At 69.8% G+C, this 14,286-nt stretch carries 15 protein-coding genes; 11 read left to right on the forward strand and 4 right to left on the reverse strand.

All coding sequences use genetic code 11. The annotated features are described in order from the left end of the window. Positions 1 to 2 precede the first annotated feature (2 nt). Positions 3 to 1,460 (reverse strand): glycosyltransferase family 2 protein, encoded by a 1,458-nt coding sequence (locus ACAM57_RS12225; protein ID WP_369661825.1) that lies wholly within the window; start codon positions 1,458 to 1,460, stop codon positions 3 to 5. A 147-nt stretch (positions 1,461 to 1,607) separates the two neighbouring features. Between ACAM57_RS12225 and ACAM57_RS12230 the strand changes: the two genes are divergently transcribed. Together ACAM57_RS12230 and ACAM57_RS12235 are read left to right on the forward strand one after the other, a co-directional pair. Next, positions 1,608 to 2,168 (forward strand): cytochrome b, encoded by a 561-nt coding sequence (locus tag ACAM57_RS12230; protein ID WP_369661826.1) that lies wholly within the window; start codon positions 1,608 to 1,610, stop codon positions 2,166 to 2,168. Then, positions 2,165 to 3,004, forward strand: coding sequence for an alpha/beta fold hydrolase (locus ACAM57_RS12235; protein ID WP_369661827.1), 840 nt, complete (start codon positions 2,165 to 2,167; stop codon positions 3,002 to 3,004). Before ACAM57_RS12230 ends, ACAM57_RS12235 begins: the two co-directional genes overlap by 4 nt. A gap of 15 nt (positions 3,005 to 3,019) precedes the next feature. Here ACAM57_RS12235 and ACAM57_RS12240 read toward each other — a convergent pair whose 3' ends face one another. Both ACAM57_RS12240 and ACAM57_RS12245 read right to left on the reverse strand, forming a co-directional pair. After that, on the reverse strand, positions 3,020 to 4,021 hold the full coding sequence (locus ACAM57_RS12240; RefSeq protein ID WP_369661828.1) for a Bug family tripartite tricarboxylate transporter substrate binding protein: 1,002 nt from the start codon (positions 4,019 to 4,021) through the stop codon (positions 3,020 to 3,022). Then, complete coding sequence (locus ACAM57_RS12245; protein ID WP_369661829.1) at positions 4,018 to 5,013, reverse strand: Bug family tripartite tricarboxylate transporter substrate binding protein; 996 nt, start codon at positions 5,011 to 5,013, stop codon at positions 4,018 to 4,020. Before ACAM57_RS12245 ends, ACAM57_RS12240 begins: the two co-directional genes overlap by 4 nt. 156 nt (positions 5,014 to 5,169) lie before the next feature. Here ACAM57_RS12245 and ACAM57_RS12250 point away from each other — a divergent pair, with 156 nt between their 5' ends. The 9 genes from ACAM57_RS12250 to ACAM57_RS12290 all read left to right on the forward strand — a co-directional run bounded on the left by ACAM57_RS12250 (position 5,170) and on the right by ACAM57_RS12290 (position 13,328). After that, complete coding sequence (locus tag ACAM57_RS12250; protein WP_369661830.1) at positions 5,170 to 6,624, forward strand: FAD-dependent oxidoreductase; 1,455 nt, start codon at positions 5,170 to 5,172, stop codon at positions 6,622 to 6,624. Positions 6,625 to 6,729: 105 nt separating this feature from the next. Next, positions 6,730 to 7,587, forward strand: coding sequence for an IclR family transcriptional regulator (locus tag ACAM57_RS12255; RefSeq protein WP_369661831.1), 858 nt, complete (start codon positions 6,730 to 6,732; stop codon positions 7,585 to 7,587). Between the two features lie 55 nt (positions 7,588 to 7,642). Beyond that, positions 7,643 to 8,938, forward strand: a complete 1,296-nt coding sequence (locus ACAM57_RS12260; protein ID WP_369661832.1) for an aconitase X — start codon at positions 7,643 to 7,645, stop codon at positions 8,936 to 8,938. After that, positions 8,935 to 9,393 carry a DUF126 domain-containing protein gene (locus tag ACAM57_RS12265; RefSeq protein ID WP_369661833.1) on the forward strand — a complete coding sequence of 153 codons (459 nt, stop codon included), beginning with the start codon at positions 8,935 to 8,937 and terminating at the stop codon, positions 9,391 to 9,393. Before ACAM57_RS12260 ends, ACAM57_RS12265 begins: the two co-directional genes overlap by 4 nt. Beyond that, on the forward strand, positions 9,390 to 11,090 hold the full coding sequence (locus tag ACAM57_RS12270; RefSeq protein ID WP_369661834.1) for a dihydroxy-acid dehydratase: 1,701 nt from the start codon (positions 9,390 to 9,392) through the stop codon (positions 11,088 to 11,090). Before ACAM57_RS12265 ends, ACAM57_RS12270 begins: the two co-directional genes overlap by 4 nt. A gap of 120 nt (positions 11,091 to 11,210) precedes the next feature. Continuing rightward, positions 11,211 to 11,738: a porin gene (locus ACAM57_RS12275; RefSeq protein WP_369661835.1), complete on the forward strand. Its 528-nt coding sequence runs from the start codon at positions 11,211 to 11,213 to the stop codon at positions 11,736 to 11,738. Continuing rightward, complete coding sequence (locus ACAM57_RS12280) at positions 11,690 to 12,244, forward strand: porin (protein WP_369661836.1); 555 nt, start codon at positions 11,690 to 11,692, stop codon at positions 12,242 to 12,244. The genes ACAM57_RS12275 and ACAM57_RS12280 overlap by 49 nt, the downstream gene beginning before the upstream one ends. Further along, positions 12,184 to 12,345: a hypothetical protein gene (locus tag ACAM57_RS12285; RefSeq protein WP_369662427.1), complete on the forward strand. Its 162-nt coding sequence runs from the start codon at positions 12,184 to 12,186 to the stop codon at positions 12,343 to 12,345. Before ACAM57_RS12280 ends, ACAM57_RS12285 begins: the two co-directional genes overlap by 61 nt. A gap of 17 nt (positions 12,346 to 12,362) precedes the next feature. Then, positions 12,363 to 13,328 carry a Bug family tripartite tricarboxylate transporter substrate binding protein gene (locus ACAM57_RS12290; protein ID WP_369661837.1) on the forward strand — a complete coding sequence of 322 codons (966 nt, stop codon included), beginning with the start codon at positions 12,363 to 12,365 and terminating at the stop codon, positions 13,326 to 13,328. On the opposite strand, the gene ACAM57_RS12295 is transcribed toward ACAM57_RS12290, so the two are convergent. Next, entirely contained in the window at positions 13,315 to 14,205 is an 891-nt protein-coding gene (locus tag ACAM57_RS12295) for an aldo/keto reductase (RefSeq protein ID WP_369662428.1), read from the reverse strand. The two genes, ACAM57_RS12290 and ACAM57_RS12295, sit on opposite strands and share 14 nt — an antisense overlap. Positions 14,206 to 14,286 lie beyond the last annotated feature (81 nt).

Consider the following 14,286-nt stretch of genomic DNA (forward strand, 5'->3'; position numbering starts at 1 on the left):
CTTCAGCCGCGCCGAACGCCATCGGCATCGACCAGCCCTACCCGCGTCTGCCGGCCCCAGGTGCCGCGCCCCGTCAGGAACATCCACCAGCCCCATGCCGCACCCGTGTGCCGCAGGATCTGGAAGGTGAAGGGCTCGACCAGCGCGGCTGCGAAGGCCTGCACGAAGTTGGCTTCGCTGCCGTTGCCGACCCAGCGCCGGTACAGGTGCACCGACCACAGGTGGAAGACGAGGTCGAGCACGATCTTCGCGCCGATCACGCCGGCCACCGGCGCCAGCACGCCGAGGTTGCCGCGCGCCAGGTACACCAGCAGCAGCCCGAAGGCGGCCAGGCCATAGAGCGGCTGCAGCGTGTCGACGGCCTTCACCGGCAGCATCGCGACGCCGAGCCAGCCGTAGCGCCGGTCGCCGACCATCGCGCGGTACCAGAACTGCGTCTGCAGGAAGCCGCCGAACCAGCGGCGGCGCTGGCGCAGGAAGGCGCCGGTGCTGCTCGGCGCGTCGGTGTGCGCCTGCGCGTCGCCCAGCACGCGCACCGTCCACGGCAGGCCGTGGGCCTGGGCGTGGTGGTGCAGGCGGTGGATGAGTTCGTAGTCCTCGACCAGGCAGTCGGTGTCGAAGCCGCCGACCGCGCGCACCGCCTCGGTGCGAAAGCCCGCGAAGGCGCCCGAGATCAGCAGCAGGCCGTTGACGCGCATCCATGCATAGCGCGAGAGGAAGTTGCGGATGTACTCGTAGGTCTGGAACCACTGGAAGCAGCGGCCGGCCAGCGTGCGGCTGCACACGGGCGTGATGACGCCGGTGGCGGCCACGAGTTCCGGCTCTTCGGAGAAGGCCCGGCGCACCGCACCGATGGCGCGGCTGTCGAGCAGGGTGTCGCCGTCGACCGTGAGCACGATGTCGGTGTCGATGCGCAGGATGCCCGCGTTCAGCGCCACCGCCTTGCCGCCGTGCGGCAGCCGCAGCCAGCGCAGCGACGGATGCAGCGTACTGGGCGCGCTCAGCTCGCCGAGCTCGGGAGCGACGAGCCCGTAGCGCGTGGTGAGCAACTCGGCCGTGCCGTCGCTCGAGCCGTCGTCGGCGATCACGATGCGCTCGGGCAGGTCGGTCTGGGCGAGCAGGGCGGCCAGCGTCACCGGCAGCACGGCGGCCTCGTTGTGCGAGGCGACGATCACGCCCAGGGTGTTGCGCCGGGCGGCCGCAGCGGGCGAAGGCGCCGGCCGGGGCCGTAGGATCGGCAGCGTCATCCACGCGACGAACAGCAGCAGCACCGTGTCGTAGAGCACGTAGGCCACGCCCACCGACCACGCCCCGACATCGACCGCCTTGAACGCCATGGCGAAAAGCAGCGCCCACAGCACGAGCACGCTCCCGTGGATGAGCCAGCTGCGCAGCGGCGTGGCGGGGGGAGACAGGCGCGGCGACGCGGCCAGGAAGGCGCTTTGTAGTGGATCGTTCAAGGGAAGTGGGCCCGGGCGGCTGTCGATCGGTCGGTCGGAGGTTCGTGATACGCAAATACTCGGCCTGCGGTTTCGAAAAGCCCGGGGAATGCCCGGACAATCGCACGCGCTCCCGACTGAGTCGGCCCCCGCCCGAAAATTCCCCGCATGCTCGCACAAACCCGCTACACCCGAACCGCGATCGCGCTGCACTGGCTGATCGCGGTGCTCATGATCGTCAACATCGCGCTGATCCTGCTGGTCGACCGCTATCCCGACGAGTGGGTGCGCCCGGCCGTCGACACCCACAAGTCCATCGGCATCACGGTGTTGGGCCTGGTCATCATGCGCATCCTCTGGCGCGCCACGCACAAGCCGCCGGCCATGCCGGGCTCCTACGGCGCCTTCGAGCGCTTCGCCGCCCACCTGGCGCACGGCGCGCTGTACGTGCTGATGATCCTGCTGCCGCTGTCGGGCTGGATGCACGACTCGGCCTGGAAGGACGCCGCCACGCACCCGATGCAGCTCTTCGGCCTCTTCGAATGGCCGCGCATCGGCTGGATCATGGCCATCGAGCCGACGGTGAAGGAGACCTGGCACACCGTGCTGGGCGGTGTCCACGAATGGGCCGGCTACGTGCTTTATGTGCTCGTCGGGCTGCATGTGCTGGCCGCGCTGAAGCACCAGTTCCTCGACGGCGAACGTGAACTGCAGAGGATGTGGCCATGAACGCCGACCTCATCGCGCGCATCGACGCGCTCTCGACCCATCACGACGCGGTGCACGAGGGCGTGCGCGTGCGCTGGCGCCGCTTCGGCACGGACGCCAGCCGGCCACCGCTGGTGCTGCTGCACGGCGGCCACGGCAGCTGGATGCACTGGCTGCTCAATGCAGAAGCGCTCTCGGCAGGCCGCACGCTGTGGCTGCCCGACATGCCGGGCTTCAACGAATCCGACGCACCGCCGCGCGTGGCACCCGGCGAAGACCCGCTGCAGCCGCTGCTCGCCGCGCTCGGCGGCACGCTCGACCAGCTCATCGGCGCGGGCACCACCATCGACCTCGGCGGCTTCTCCTTCGGCGGGCTGACGGCCGCGCGCTTCGGCGCCGGTCGCGGTGCGGTCCGCCGCCTCGCGCTGATCGGCAGCGGCGGCCACGGCACGCTGCGGCGCATGACGGCGCAGATGATCAACTGGCGCGCCGCCCCCGACCGCGAAGCCGAGCGCGCCGCGCTGCTGCACAACCTGGCGGCGCTGATGCTGCACGACGCCGCCGCCATCGACGAGCTGGCGTTCGCCATCCACGATGTCTCCTGCCACGGCACGCGCTTTCGCAGCAAGGAGGTGTCGCAGTCGGGCGGGCTGCAGCAGGCGCTGGCCACGATGGGCGTCCCGACGCTGCTGCTGTGGGGCGAGTTCGACGTGACGGCCGATCCGCGCCCGCTGGTGGCTCAACTGGCGGCCGAAGGGCCGGCGCGCGAGGGCGTGGTGATCGACGGCGCCGGCCATTGGGCGCAGTACGAGCGCGCCGACGAGGTCAACGCGCGGCTCGTGGAGTTCTTCCGCTGAGCCTCGCTGCAGCTGTTATTGCTGCTGCTTCACCAGCCCCAGCTTGCGGATGATGTCGCCCCACTGGTCGTAGGTCGAGCGTGTCAGGTCGGCCAGCTGCTTCGGGCTCGACGACTCGGCCTCGTACGCGCCCTGGCGGAAGAAGTCGCGCGTGACGGGCATCGCCAGCACCTGGGCCAGCGCGGCATTGAGCTTTTCGACCACCGGTGCCGGCATGCGCGCCGGGCCGTAGAAGCCCAGCCAGCTCGGCATGTCGACGCCGCTCACGCCCTGTTCGCCCATGGTGGGCACGTCGGGCAGCATCGGGCTGCGCTTCGGTGCGGCCACAGCCAGCATGCGCACCTTGCCGGTGGCCGTGTTCTGGATGGCGTTGGGCGCCGCGTCGAAGTAGTACTGCACACGGCCCGCGAGAAAGTCCTTGGCCGCGTCGGCGCCGCCCTTGTACGGCACATGCACCACGTCCAGCCCCGCCTGCCGCGCGAAGGCCTCGCCGTAGATGTGCGAGGAGGTGCCGGTGCCGAAGGAGGCGTAGCTCATCTTCCCCGGGTTGGCCTTGATGTACGCCACCAGCTCCTGCACCGTGCGCGCCGGCACGCTCGCATGCACGGTCAGCACCAGCGGGCCGCGCGCGCCGAGCGAGATCGGCGTGAGGTCCTTGAAGGGGTCGTAGCGCACCTGCGCCAGCGTCTGCGGGTTCTGCGCCATCACGGAGGAGGGCGCGTACATGAATGTGTAGCCGTCGGGCGCGGCGCGGATCACCTCCTCGGTCGCGAGGATGAAGCTCGCGCCCGGCCGGTTCTCCACGATCACCGGCGTCTGCAGCACCTCGCCGAGCTTGTTGGCGACGAAGCGCGCCTGCGCGTCCGAGGCGCCGCCGGCCGCCAGGCCCAGCACGATGCGGATGGTGCGGCCCTTGTCCGGAAAGGGCGCGGCGGCATGCGCAAGCAGCGCAGGCATGGCGGCACCGAGCGCGAGGCACGCGGCAATCCGGCGGCGCGAAAGGGGCTTGTCGTTCATTGCTTGACCAGCCCCACCTGCTGCACCATCGCGCCCCAGCTGTCGTAGGTGGAGCGCGTGATGCTGGCGAACTCCTCCGGCGTGGTCGCTCCCGCCTCGTAACCGCCGCTGCGATAGAACTCCTGCACCTGCGGCATCGCCAGCACCTTGGCGAGCGCCGCGTTGAGCTTTTCCACCACCGGCGCCGGCATGCGCGCCGGGCCGTAGAAGCCCAGCCAGCTTGGCAGGTCGAGCCCGGCATAGCCCTGCTCGGCGAACGTGAGCACGTCGGGCAGCGCCGCGATGCGCGCATTGGAGGCCACCGCGAGGACCTTCACCTTGCCGCTGGAGGCCGTGATGATGGCCGAGGAGGCCGAGTCGAACATGTATTGCACGCGCCCGCCAATCAGGTCCTTCGCCGCGTCGGAGCCGCCCTTGTACGGAATGTGCACCGCGTCGATGCCGGTCTTCTTCACGAAGGCCTCGCCGTAGATGTGCGAAGAGGTTCCCGCGCCGAAGGAGGCATAGCTCACCTTGCCCGGGTGTGCCTTCACGTAGGCCACCAGCTCCTTCACGTTGTTCACCGGCACGCTGGTGCTCAGCGAGAGCACCAGCGGCCCGCGCCCGCCCATCGAGATGGCGGTGAAGTCCTTGAACGGGTCGTAGGGCACCTGCGCGAAGGTGTGCGGGTTCTGCGCCATGGTGGACGAGGGCGCGTACAGCAGCGTGTAGCCGTCGGGCTGGGCGCGCGACACCTCGTTGGCCGCCAGCATGGTGCTGGCGCCGGGCTTGTTGTCGACGATCACGCTGGTGTTCAGAACCTCGCCGAGCTTCTGCGCAACGATGCGCGCCTGCGCGTCGGTGCCGCCGCCGGGCGTGAAGCCCACGACGATGCGGATGGGCTTGCCGCGCGCCGGGAAGTCCTGCGCCATGGCCAGGGGCGCGAGGCCCAGAAGGACTGCGGCGCCGATGGCCGAGCCGAAGGCACGGCGGGTGCCGTGAGGTTTCTTCATCGATGTCTCCGTTGGAATGCTTCTTAGATATTGATCTTGAAATCCATAAAAATCCATATTTACTAGGGAATACCCCCGAATATTGGACTTTCAACTTTCAAAAAATGGAAAGTGAAATCAAAATACGACGAAACAAGCCAAGCCGAGAACGCATTCATGAAAACTGTCGTCCGTACCGACGAGCGCATCCTGACCTCCGACATCTTCGACCGCGACAGCCGCGTCAAGCGGCCTGACCACGGCAGCTGGGCCGAGCCCGGCAAGAGCATCCCGGTCTATCACCGCTGCGGCGTGCTGGTGGTGGGCGGCGGCCCCTCGGGCACCGCGGCCGCCGCCGCCGCGGCCCGCGCGGGCGCCGACGTGGCGCTGCTCGAGCGCTACAACCACCTGGGTGGTCTTTCAACCGGCGGGCTCGTCATCTGGATCGACCGCATGACCGACTGGGAAGGCAAGCTGGTCATCCGCGGCTTCGCCGAGGAGCTGTTCGACCGCCTGCCGGCCGAGGCCATCGCCGGCCCGGCGCGCGAGGACTGGGGCTCGCAGGACGCGGCCAAGGCCGCCCACTGGTCGCAGCGCACCGCCGCCTACCACGGCGTCGTCACCTGGTCGCCCACCATCGACCCCGAGCGGCTCAAGCTGCTCTCGCAGGAGATCGTGCTGGAGCGCAAGGTCAAGCTCATCTATCACTCGTGGGCCGCCATTCCCATCGTGCAGGATGGCGCGGTCAAGGGCGTGGTGTTCGAGAGCAAGGAAGGCCGCATGGCCATCATGGCCGACGTGGTGGTAGACGCCACCGGCGACGGCGACCTGTTCGCCCGCGCCGGCGCGGAGTACGTGAACGACATCGAGGAGGCCGACGTGCATCACTGCATGAACACCTCCTGGCTCTTCGGCGGCGTGGACATGAACCGCTGGATCGAGTTCAAGGCCGGCCAGCCCGAGGCCTTCACCGCCTTCATGGCCGGCGGGCGCGAACAGTGCGGCCTGTTCGAGCGGCCCTTCGTCTCGTGGCGCAATGACGTGGCGCTCTTCATGGGGCCGCGACAGTCGGGCTACTCGGCGCTCGACGTGGATGACCTCACCGCCGTGGAGGTGCGCTCGCACCGCGCCATGGCCGCGCACCTGGACTACTTCCGCGCCCATGCGCCGGGCTTCGAGAACGCCTACCTGATGCTGAGCGCGCCGCAGATCGGCGTGCGCCACGCGCGGCGCCTCGTCGGCGTGGGCTCGGTGCTGCGCAGCCAGTGGCCCGACGGCGTGCCGCTGGCCGACGAGATCGGCGTGTCGCCCGCAGTCTCGCCCAAGTTCCCGAACATCTCCATCCCCTACGGCGCGCTGGTGCCCAGGCAGCTCGACGGCCTGCTGGCCTGCGGTCGCCACATCTCCTGCGACCGCAACTCGCACGGCTTCATGCGCGAGATCCCGCAGTGCTGGATCACCGGCCAAGCGGCAGGCGTGGCTGCCGCGCTGGCCTCGCGCGGCGACATCGCGCCGCGCTTCGTCGACGTGGGCGCGTTGCAGTCCGCGCTGCTGGAGCAGGGCGTGTACCTGCGCGCCGGTGCCGGGCAGGGCGACAGCGCTCCGCTGGCCACGGCCGAGGCCGGCGCCTGATGGGCCTGCACTGGAACTCGCGCGGCCATGAACCCGGCAACCCTCCGTCCGCGAGCCTCTACATTCGGGAGTCCCGATCCTGAGAGTCTTGCGAAGGGTTCCTCCATGTCCACCGAAAAGAACGACACCTCTTTCCCCCAGGCCGAACAGCAGGCCGACGCGCGCGGCGAGCGCTCCGACACCGTGAGCGCGCTGGAGCGCGGCATCTCCGTGCTGCGCTGCTTCAGCGAAGACCGTCCGGTGCTCGGCCATGCCGACCTGGCGCGCATGACCGGCATTCCGCGCGCCACCGTCAACCGGCTGGTCGCCACGCTGCTCTCGCTGGGCATGCTCAAGCCGGCGCAGGCGGCCGACCGCTTCATGCTCGGGCCGGGCGTGGTGTCGCTGTCGCGCGTGTTCCTCGGCAGCCTCGACGTGCGCGCCGCCGCGCGACCCAGCATGCAGGCGATGGCTGAAGAAGTCGGCGCCTCCGTCTACCTGGCTGTGCGCGACGGCATGGAGATGGTGCTGATCGAAGCCTGCCGCCCGCGCTCGTCGATGCTTTCTGCGCGGCTGGACGTCGGCTCGCGCGCGCCGCTGGCCAACTCGGCGCTCGGCCGCGCGTACCTCTCGGCGCTGCCGGAGGCGCAGCGCAACCAGCTCGTCGATTCGATGCGCCTGCTGCGCGGCCCCGAGTGGGACAGCATCGCGCCCGGCATGAACCGCGCCATCGGCGAATCGAAGCGGCTGGGCTACTGCCTCTCGCTGGGCGAGTTCCACCGCGAGATCAACTCGGTGTCGGTGCCGCTCATCGGGCCCGACGGCGAGGTGATGGCGCTCAACGGCGGCGGCGCCGCCTTCGTCTTCACCGAGGAGCGCCTGCGCAACGAACTCGCGCCGCGCCTGCACGACATCGCGCTGAGCATCGCGCGAGACATCGGCGGCCACGTGCCGACGCCCACACCCACACCCTCGCCGGGCTAGCAGGCCCGGCCGGGGCCCGATCCCCACGACACAAGAAAGAACGGAGACACAGGTCATGCACCTGAGCGATGAAGAAAAGGCCATGTACGACGGGCGCGACGGCCCGGCGGTGCAGAAGGCGATGGACCTGCTGGTGCGCTACGGCGAAGCATTGGGCGCCGAGCGACTGGTCGAGACGCGCAACGTCTGCGCCACCATCACCTCGACCACGCCCTTCCAGCGCGACTTCGCGCTCGCCAAGGGCGGCGGCATGGACGCGGTGTTCTCCGAATTCAGCCTCGACAGCCAGGAGACCGTCGAGATCCCGAAGTTCAAGGTCTTCACCAGCCACCTCCAACTGGGCTTCGACCCCGGCCAGCCCGAGCGCATGGGCGTGAGCGAGGAGATCGTGCGCTTCTACGAGAAGAGCGAGCGCCACGCCGCCGGACTCGGCGCGCAGATCATGAACACCTGCACGCCCTACCAGGTCGGCAACATCCCGACGCGCGGCGAGCACTGCGCATGGATGGAGTCGTCGGCGGTCGTGTACTGCAATTCGGTGCTGGGCGCGCGCACCAACACCGAAGGCCGCGAGAGCACTGGCGCGGCCATGCTCACCGGCCGCATTCCCTACTGGGGCTACCACCTCGACCAGAACCGCCACGCCACGCACGTGGTCGAGCTCGACATCGATGTCGAGTCGGTGCAGGACTGGGGCCTGCTGGGCTACTACATCGGAGAGCACGTGCAGGAGCGCGTGCCGGTGGTGCACAGCCGGCGCGGCATCTCGCGGGTGCCGAACCTGCCGAGGCTCAAGCACTTCGGCGCGGCGGCGTCGTCTTCGGGCGGCGTGGAGATGTATCACATCGCCGGCGTCACGCCCGAGGCGCTCACGCTCGAACAGGCACTGGGCGGGCGCGCCCCGGTGCAGGTGCTGCGCTACGGCGAGGCCGAGCGCCGCGCCACCTACGAGAAGATCAACATCACGGCGAAGGACGCCGAGGTGCAGTACGTGATGCTGGGCTGCCCGCACTACACCATCGAGCAGATCTGGGAGGCCGCGCAGCTCATCGAAGGGCGCAAGGTGCACCCCGACTGCGAGCTGTGGATCTTCACGCCGCGCGCCATCAAGGCGCTGGCCGACCGCAACGGCTACACGAAGATCATCGAGGCCGCGGGCGGCATCATCATGGGCGACAGCTGCTCCGCCATGAGCCGCGCCGTGCCCAAGGGCACGAAGACTGTCGCGCTCGATTCCGCCAAGCAGGCCCACTACCTGCCCGCCATCCTCGGCGTGCAGGCCTGGTTCGGCAGCACGGCTGAATGCATCGATGCAGCCTGCACCGGCCGCTGGAACGGAGGCTACGCATGAGCGCCGAAGTCATTACCGAACAACGGACCATCGTCATCCGCGGCCGCAAGGTGGTGGGCGGCGTGGCCGAAGGCGAAGCGCTGGTCACGCGCGACCGCATCTCGGGCTGGGGCGGCATCGACCCGCGCACCGGCACCGTCGTCGAGACGCGGCACGAACTGCGCGGCCAGAGCTTCGCGGGCAAGGTGCTGGTGTTTCCGGGCGCCAAGGGCTCCTCGGGCTGGTCGGCCATGTTCCACATGACGCGGCTCATGAAATCGGCGCCGGCCGCTTTCCTGTTCAACGAGATGACGACCAAGATGGCGCTGGGCGCGGTGGTCACGCACGCGCCTTCGATGACCGACTTCGAGCGCGACCCGCTCGAATGCATAGAGACCGGCGACTGGGTGCGCGTGGACGCCGACCGTGGCGTGGTCGAGATCACCAAGAAGAACAACAAGGGAGCCCAGCCATGACCCGCCCCCTGCGCAGCAACTTCCCGCGCGGCTCCTACCTCTGGTCGGTGCGCAACGCGCACTGGCGCGCGCTCGGCATTCCGGAGGAGGACTGCGAGAAGCCCAAGATCGCGATCGTCAACAGCTCCTCCGAGCTGGCCGCCTGCTTCAGCCACCTCGACCGCGTGGCGGCGGAGATCAAGGAGGCCATCCGCGCGGCGGGCGGCGTGCCCTTCGAGATCCGCACGGCCGCGCCCAGCGACTTCATCACCGGCGCCGGCGCGCGCGGCGCCTACATGCTGGCGGCGCGTGACCTCGTCACCAACGACATCGAGGTGGCCGTCGAAGGCGCGCAACTCGACGGCATGGTCTGCCTTACCTCGTGCGACAAGACGGTTCCGGGCCAGCTCATGGCGGCCGCGCGGCTGAACATCCCGACGCTGCTCGTGCCCTGCGGCTACCAGCCCAGCGGCGAGTACAAGGGCCACCACATGGACATCGAGGAGGTGTTCATCGGCGCGATGCACGCCGTCACCGGCAACCTGCCGGTGGAAGAACTCGTGGGCATGAGCCGCGAGGCCATTCGCGGCCCCGGCGTGTGCTCGGGCCTGGGCACGGCGAACTCGATGCACATCGTCTGCGAGGCGCTCGGCATGGCGCTGCCGGGCAGCGCGCCGGTGGCGGCGCTGAGCCCGAAGATGATGGCCGACGTGCGCGCGGCCGGCACGCGCATCGTGCAGATGGTGTGGGACGACCTGAAGCCCCGCGACATCCTCACGCCCGGCGCCTTCGCCAACGCGGTGCGCGCGGTGCTGTCCATCGGCGGCTCGCTCAACACCGCCAAGCACCTGCAGGCGGTGGCGACCGAGGGCGAGACCGGTGTCGACGTGTACGGCATGTTCGAGCGCCTCGGCCCCGAGACGCCGGTGCTGGCCGGCGTGCGGCCCATCGGCAACGACTCCATCGAAGCCTTCGAAGCGGCCGGCGGCTGCCGCGCGCTGATGAAGCAGCTCGAGCCGCTGCTCGACACCGGCGTGCGCACCGTCACCGGCGGTACGGTCGCCGACAACCTGCGTGATGCCGAGGTGGCGAACGCCGAAGTGATCCGCCCCATTGGCCGCCCGGTGGCGCCGCTGCCGGCCATCGTGCTGCTGCGCGGCAACCTCGCGCCCGAGTCGGGCCTCATCAAGACCGGCATCGCCGAGCGCAAGGTGCGGCGCTTCACCGGCCCGGCCGTGTGCTTCTGGACTTCGGACGCCGCCATCGCCGCGCTGAAGAAGGGCGAGATCGTGCCCGGCCAGGTCGTCGTGATGCGCGGCGCTGGTGCCTGCGGCGGCCCGGCCATGGGCGGCGGGGCGTCGCGCGTGGTCTTCGCCGTCGACGGCGCGGGGCTGGGCGACCAGGTGGCGCTGCTGACCGACGGGCATCTCTCGGGCCTGGTCTGCAAGGGGCTGGTGGTGGCCGAGGTGTCGCCCGAGGCCGCGCTGGGCGGCCCGCTCGGGCTGGTGCGCGACGGCGACACCATCACCATCGATCTCGACGCGCGCCGCCTCGACATCGACCTGACAGACGCCGAACTGCAGGCGCGCCGCGACGACTGGCAGGCGCCGCCGCCGGTGCACGACACCGGCTGGCTGCAGCAGTACCGGCGCAACGTGGGGCCGCTTTCGAAGGGCGCCGTCCTCGTGCGCGTCGAGCGCACCGCGCCCCCGGGCTAGACCTCTTCCGATCACGGCTTTTGCCAACCGGCGCGGACCCCCCGTCCGCATCCGGTGGCGCAGCCCTGCGCGGTCGTTCCGAGTTTTTCAACCAAGAGAAGAAGCAGGAGACAAGAAACCATGAAGAGAATCTTGATGTGGTCAGCGCTGGGGCTCGCCAGCAGCGGCGTCGCACAGGCGCAATCCAGCGTGACCGTGTTCGGCGTGATGGACCTCGGCATCCAGTACACCAGCGGGGCGGGTCCGGGCGGCGGCTCGGTGAAGGCGCTGTCCAACGGCGGGCTTTCCACCAGCCGGCTGGGCTTTCGCGGCACCGAGGACCTGGGCGGCGGCCTGCGCGCGGGTTTCTGGCTCGAAGGCAGCCTGAACCCCGACACCGGCACCGGCCGCCCGAGCAATTCCAACAACCAGGCAAGCGGCGCGGGCACGGCGGGCCCGATCACCTTCGACCGCATGTCCTTCGTGAGCCTGTCGTCGGACAAGCTGGGCGAGCTGCGGCTGGGCCACGACTTCATTCCCATGCACTACAACAGCATTTACTTCGACCCGTTCAACGCCAACGGCGTGGCGCGCGCGCGGGCAACCTCACCTTCGCGGCCGTGGGCACCGGGCCGCTGCCCACCACCATCACCGGCAGCAACACGGTGAGCTACTGGCTGCCGCCCAACCTCGGCGGCTTCTACGGCATGGCGATGGTGGGCACCGGCGAGAACGACTCGACCCTGGCGAACCGCCACGACGGCAACTTCGCGGGCGCGCGCTTCGGCTTCGCATCGGGCGCCTTCGACGTGGCGGCGGCCGTCACGCGCTCGAAATTCAATGCCACCGCCACCGTCGGCAACTACACGCACGCCAACATCGGCGGCTCGTGGGACGCGGGCTTCGCCAAGTTCTTCGCGCTCTACAACAAGGTGACGGTGAAGCTGGCGGCCGGCACGGTGCGCAAGAACACGGCCGAGATCGGCGCGCACATCCCGGCTTTCGAAGTCGGGCGCATCCGCATCAGCTACGCCTACCTCGACGACCGCAGCGACGAGAGCCTGCGCAACGCCAACGGCATGCCGCGCACCGCGACGACGCGCGGCAGTTCGGCATCGGCTACGTCCACAACCTCTCCAAGCGCACCGCGCTCTACGGCACCTACGCACGGCTGATGAACAGCGGGCAGGCGCGCTACGTGGTCAGCGGCGGCGTGGCGCCGGCGGCCGGGCATCGCTCGACCGGCTGGGAATTCGGCGTGCGCCATCTCTTCTGAACCGGAGGGCCGTCATCATGCGACGCAGAACACTCGCCCTGGCGGCCCTTGCCGCCGCCACGGCATTGCCCGGCACGGCGGCATGGAGCGCCGACACATTCCCCAACAAGCCGCTGAAGCTGATCGTGGGCTTCGCGGCCGGCGGCGGCGCCGACGTGCTCACGCGCATCATCGCGGAGGGCCTGTCCAAGCAGCTCGGCCAGCAGGTGATCGTGGAGAACCGCCCCGGCGCCGACGGCGTGCTGGCCGCGCAGGCCATCTCGTCGGCCAGGCCCGACGGCTACACGCTGCTGATGGGCACCAACACCGCGATGGTGGCCGCGCCCACGCTGCGGCCGACGCCGCCCTACGACCCCTTCAAGGCCTTCACGCCGATCAGCTCGGCCGGGCAGTTCTCGATGTTCCTGGTGGTGCCTGCGAGCCTGCCGGTGAAGAGCGTGAACGAGTTGCTCGCGCTGGTGGCGTCGAAGCCCGGCGCGCTCAATTCGGCATCGAGCAACAGCGCCTCGGAGCTCGCGATGCTGCAGCTGCTGGGCGACCGCAAGGTGGTCAACGCGCGCTACAAGGGCGACATGCAGGCCATGACCGACCTGCTGGGCGGGCAGATCCAGATGATGTTCACCACCGGCACGCTGGCGCCGGGCTTCGTGAAGGAAGGGCGCATCCGCGCGCTGGTGACGCTGCTGCCGCAGCGCAGCGCCCTGTTGCCCGACGTGCCCACGGGCGGCGAGCTGGGGCTGGGCAAGCTCACCATCACGCCGTGGGCCGGCTTCTTCGGGCCGCCGGGGCTGCCGCAGGCGATCACCGACAGGCTCTCGCAGGAACTGCAGAACACGCTGAAGCGCCCCGAGGTGCACGCGCAGCTGGTGCAGCAGGGCTTCGAGGGCTATGGCATGAGCCCCGCGAAGTTCACCGAGTTCTTCCGCACGCAGTACGACGCCTTCGGCGCCACCGTGCGCGAGCACAACGTCAAGTTCGAATAGCAGCGGCCTCGCGGCGCCAGAAGGCCGCGTCGGGAAAGCTGCCCGCGCCGGCCGCCGCGTTGTCGGCCATGTGCTCGCGGCGGCTGGTGCCCGGTATGGCGCAGGTCACGGCCGGGTGGCTCAGCACGAACTTCAGCAGCACCTGCGCCCAGCTGTTGCAGCCGATCTCGGCGGCCCAGGGCGGCAGCGGCTTGTCGCGCAGCCGGCGCAGCAGCCCGCCGCCGCCGCCGAAGGGCATGTTGACGATCACCGCCACGCCGCGCTCGGCGGCCAGCGGCAGCAGGCGCTGCTCGGCCTCGCGCGCGTCGAGCGAGTAGTTGATCTGCAGGAAGTCGAGCTTCTCGGCCTTCAGCACCGCCTCGACCTCGCCGTAGGCCGAGGCCGTGTAGTGCGTGACGCCGATGTAGCGCACGCGGCCCTTTTCCTTCCAGCCGCGCAGCGTGGCGAGATGCGTGCGCCAGTCGACGAGGTTGTGCACCTGCATCAGGTCCATGTGCTGCGTGCGCAGCCGCGCGAAGGACTGCTCCATCTGCGCGATGCCGGCTTCGCGGCCCGAGGTCCACACCTTGGTGGCGAGGAAGGGCCTGACCTGCTGCTTCGATGCTGCCAGCAGCTCGCCGGTGGTTTCCTCGGAGCGGCCGTACATGGGCGAGCTGTCGATCACCGTGCCGCCGGCCGCGAACAGCGCGTCGAGCACGCCGGGCAGGCGCGCGTATTCCTCGGTGCCGGGGCGCTGGTCGAAGCCGATCCAGGTGCCGCAGCCGATCACGGGCAGCGCCTCGCGGGTGGAGGGGATGGGGCGGGTGTTCATGGCTGGCTTGGACTGGGGTTGGGCGAAGGCGGGGAGCGCGGCGCCGGCGCACAGCGCGGCGCCCATGCGCAGCAGTTCGGCGCGGGTGAGGTGGAAAGGAATCGTCGGGGGCTGCATCCGTGGCCAGTATCCGACGATGGGAAAGGC

Source organism: Variovorax sp. V15 (genome assembly GCF_041154425.1).
Lineage (GTDB): Bacteria > Pseudomonadota > Gammaproteobacteria > Burkholderiales > Burkholderiaceae_C > Variovorax > Variovorax guangxiensis.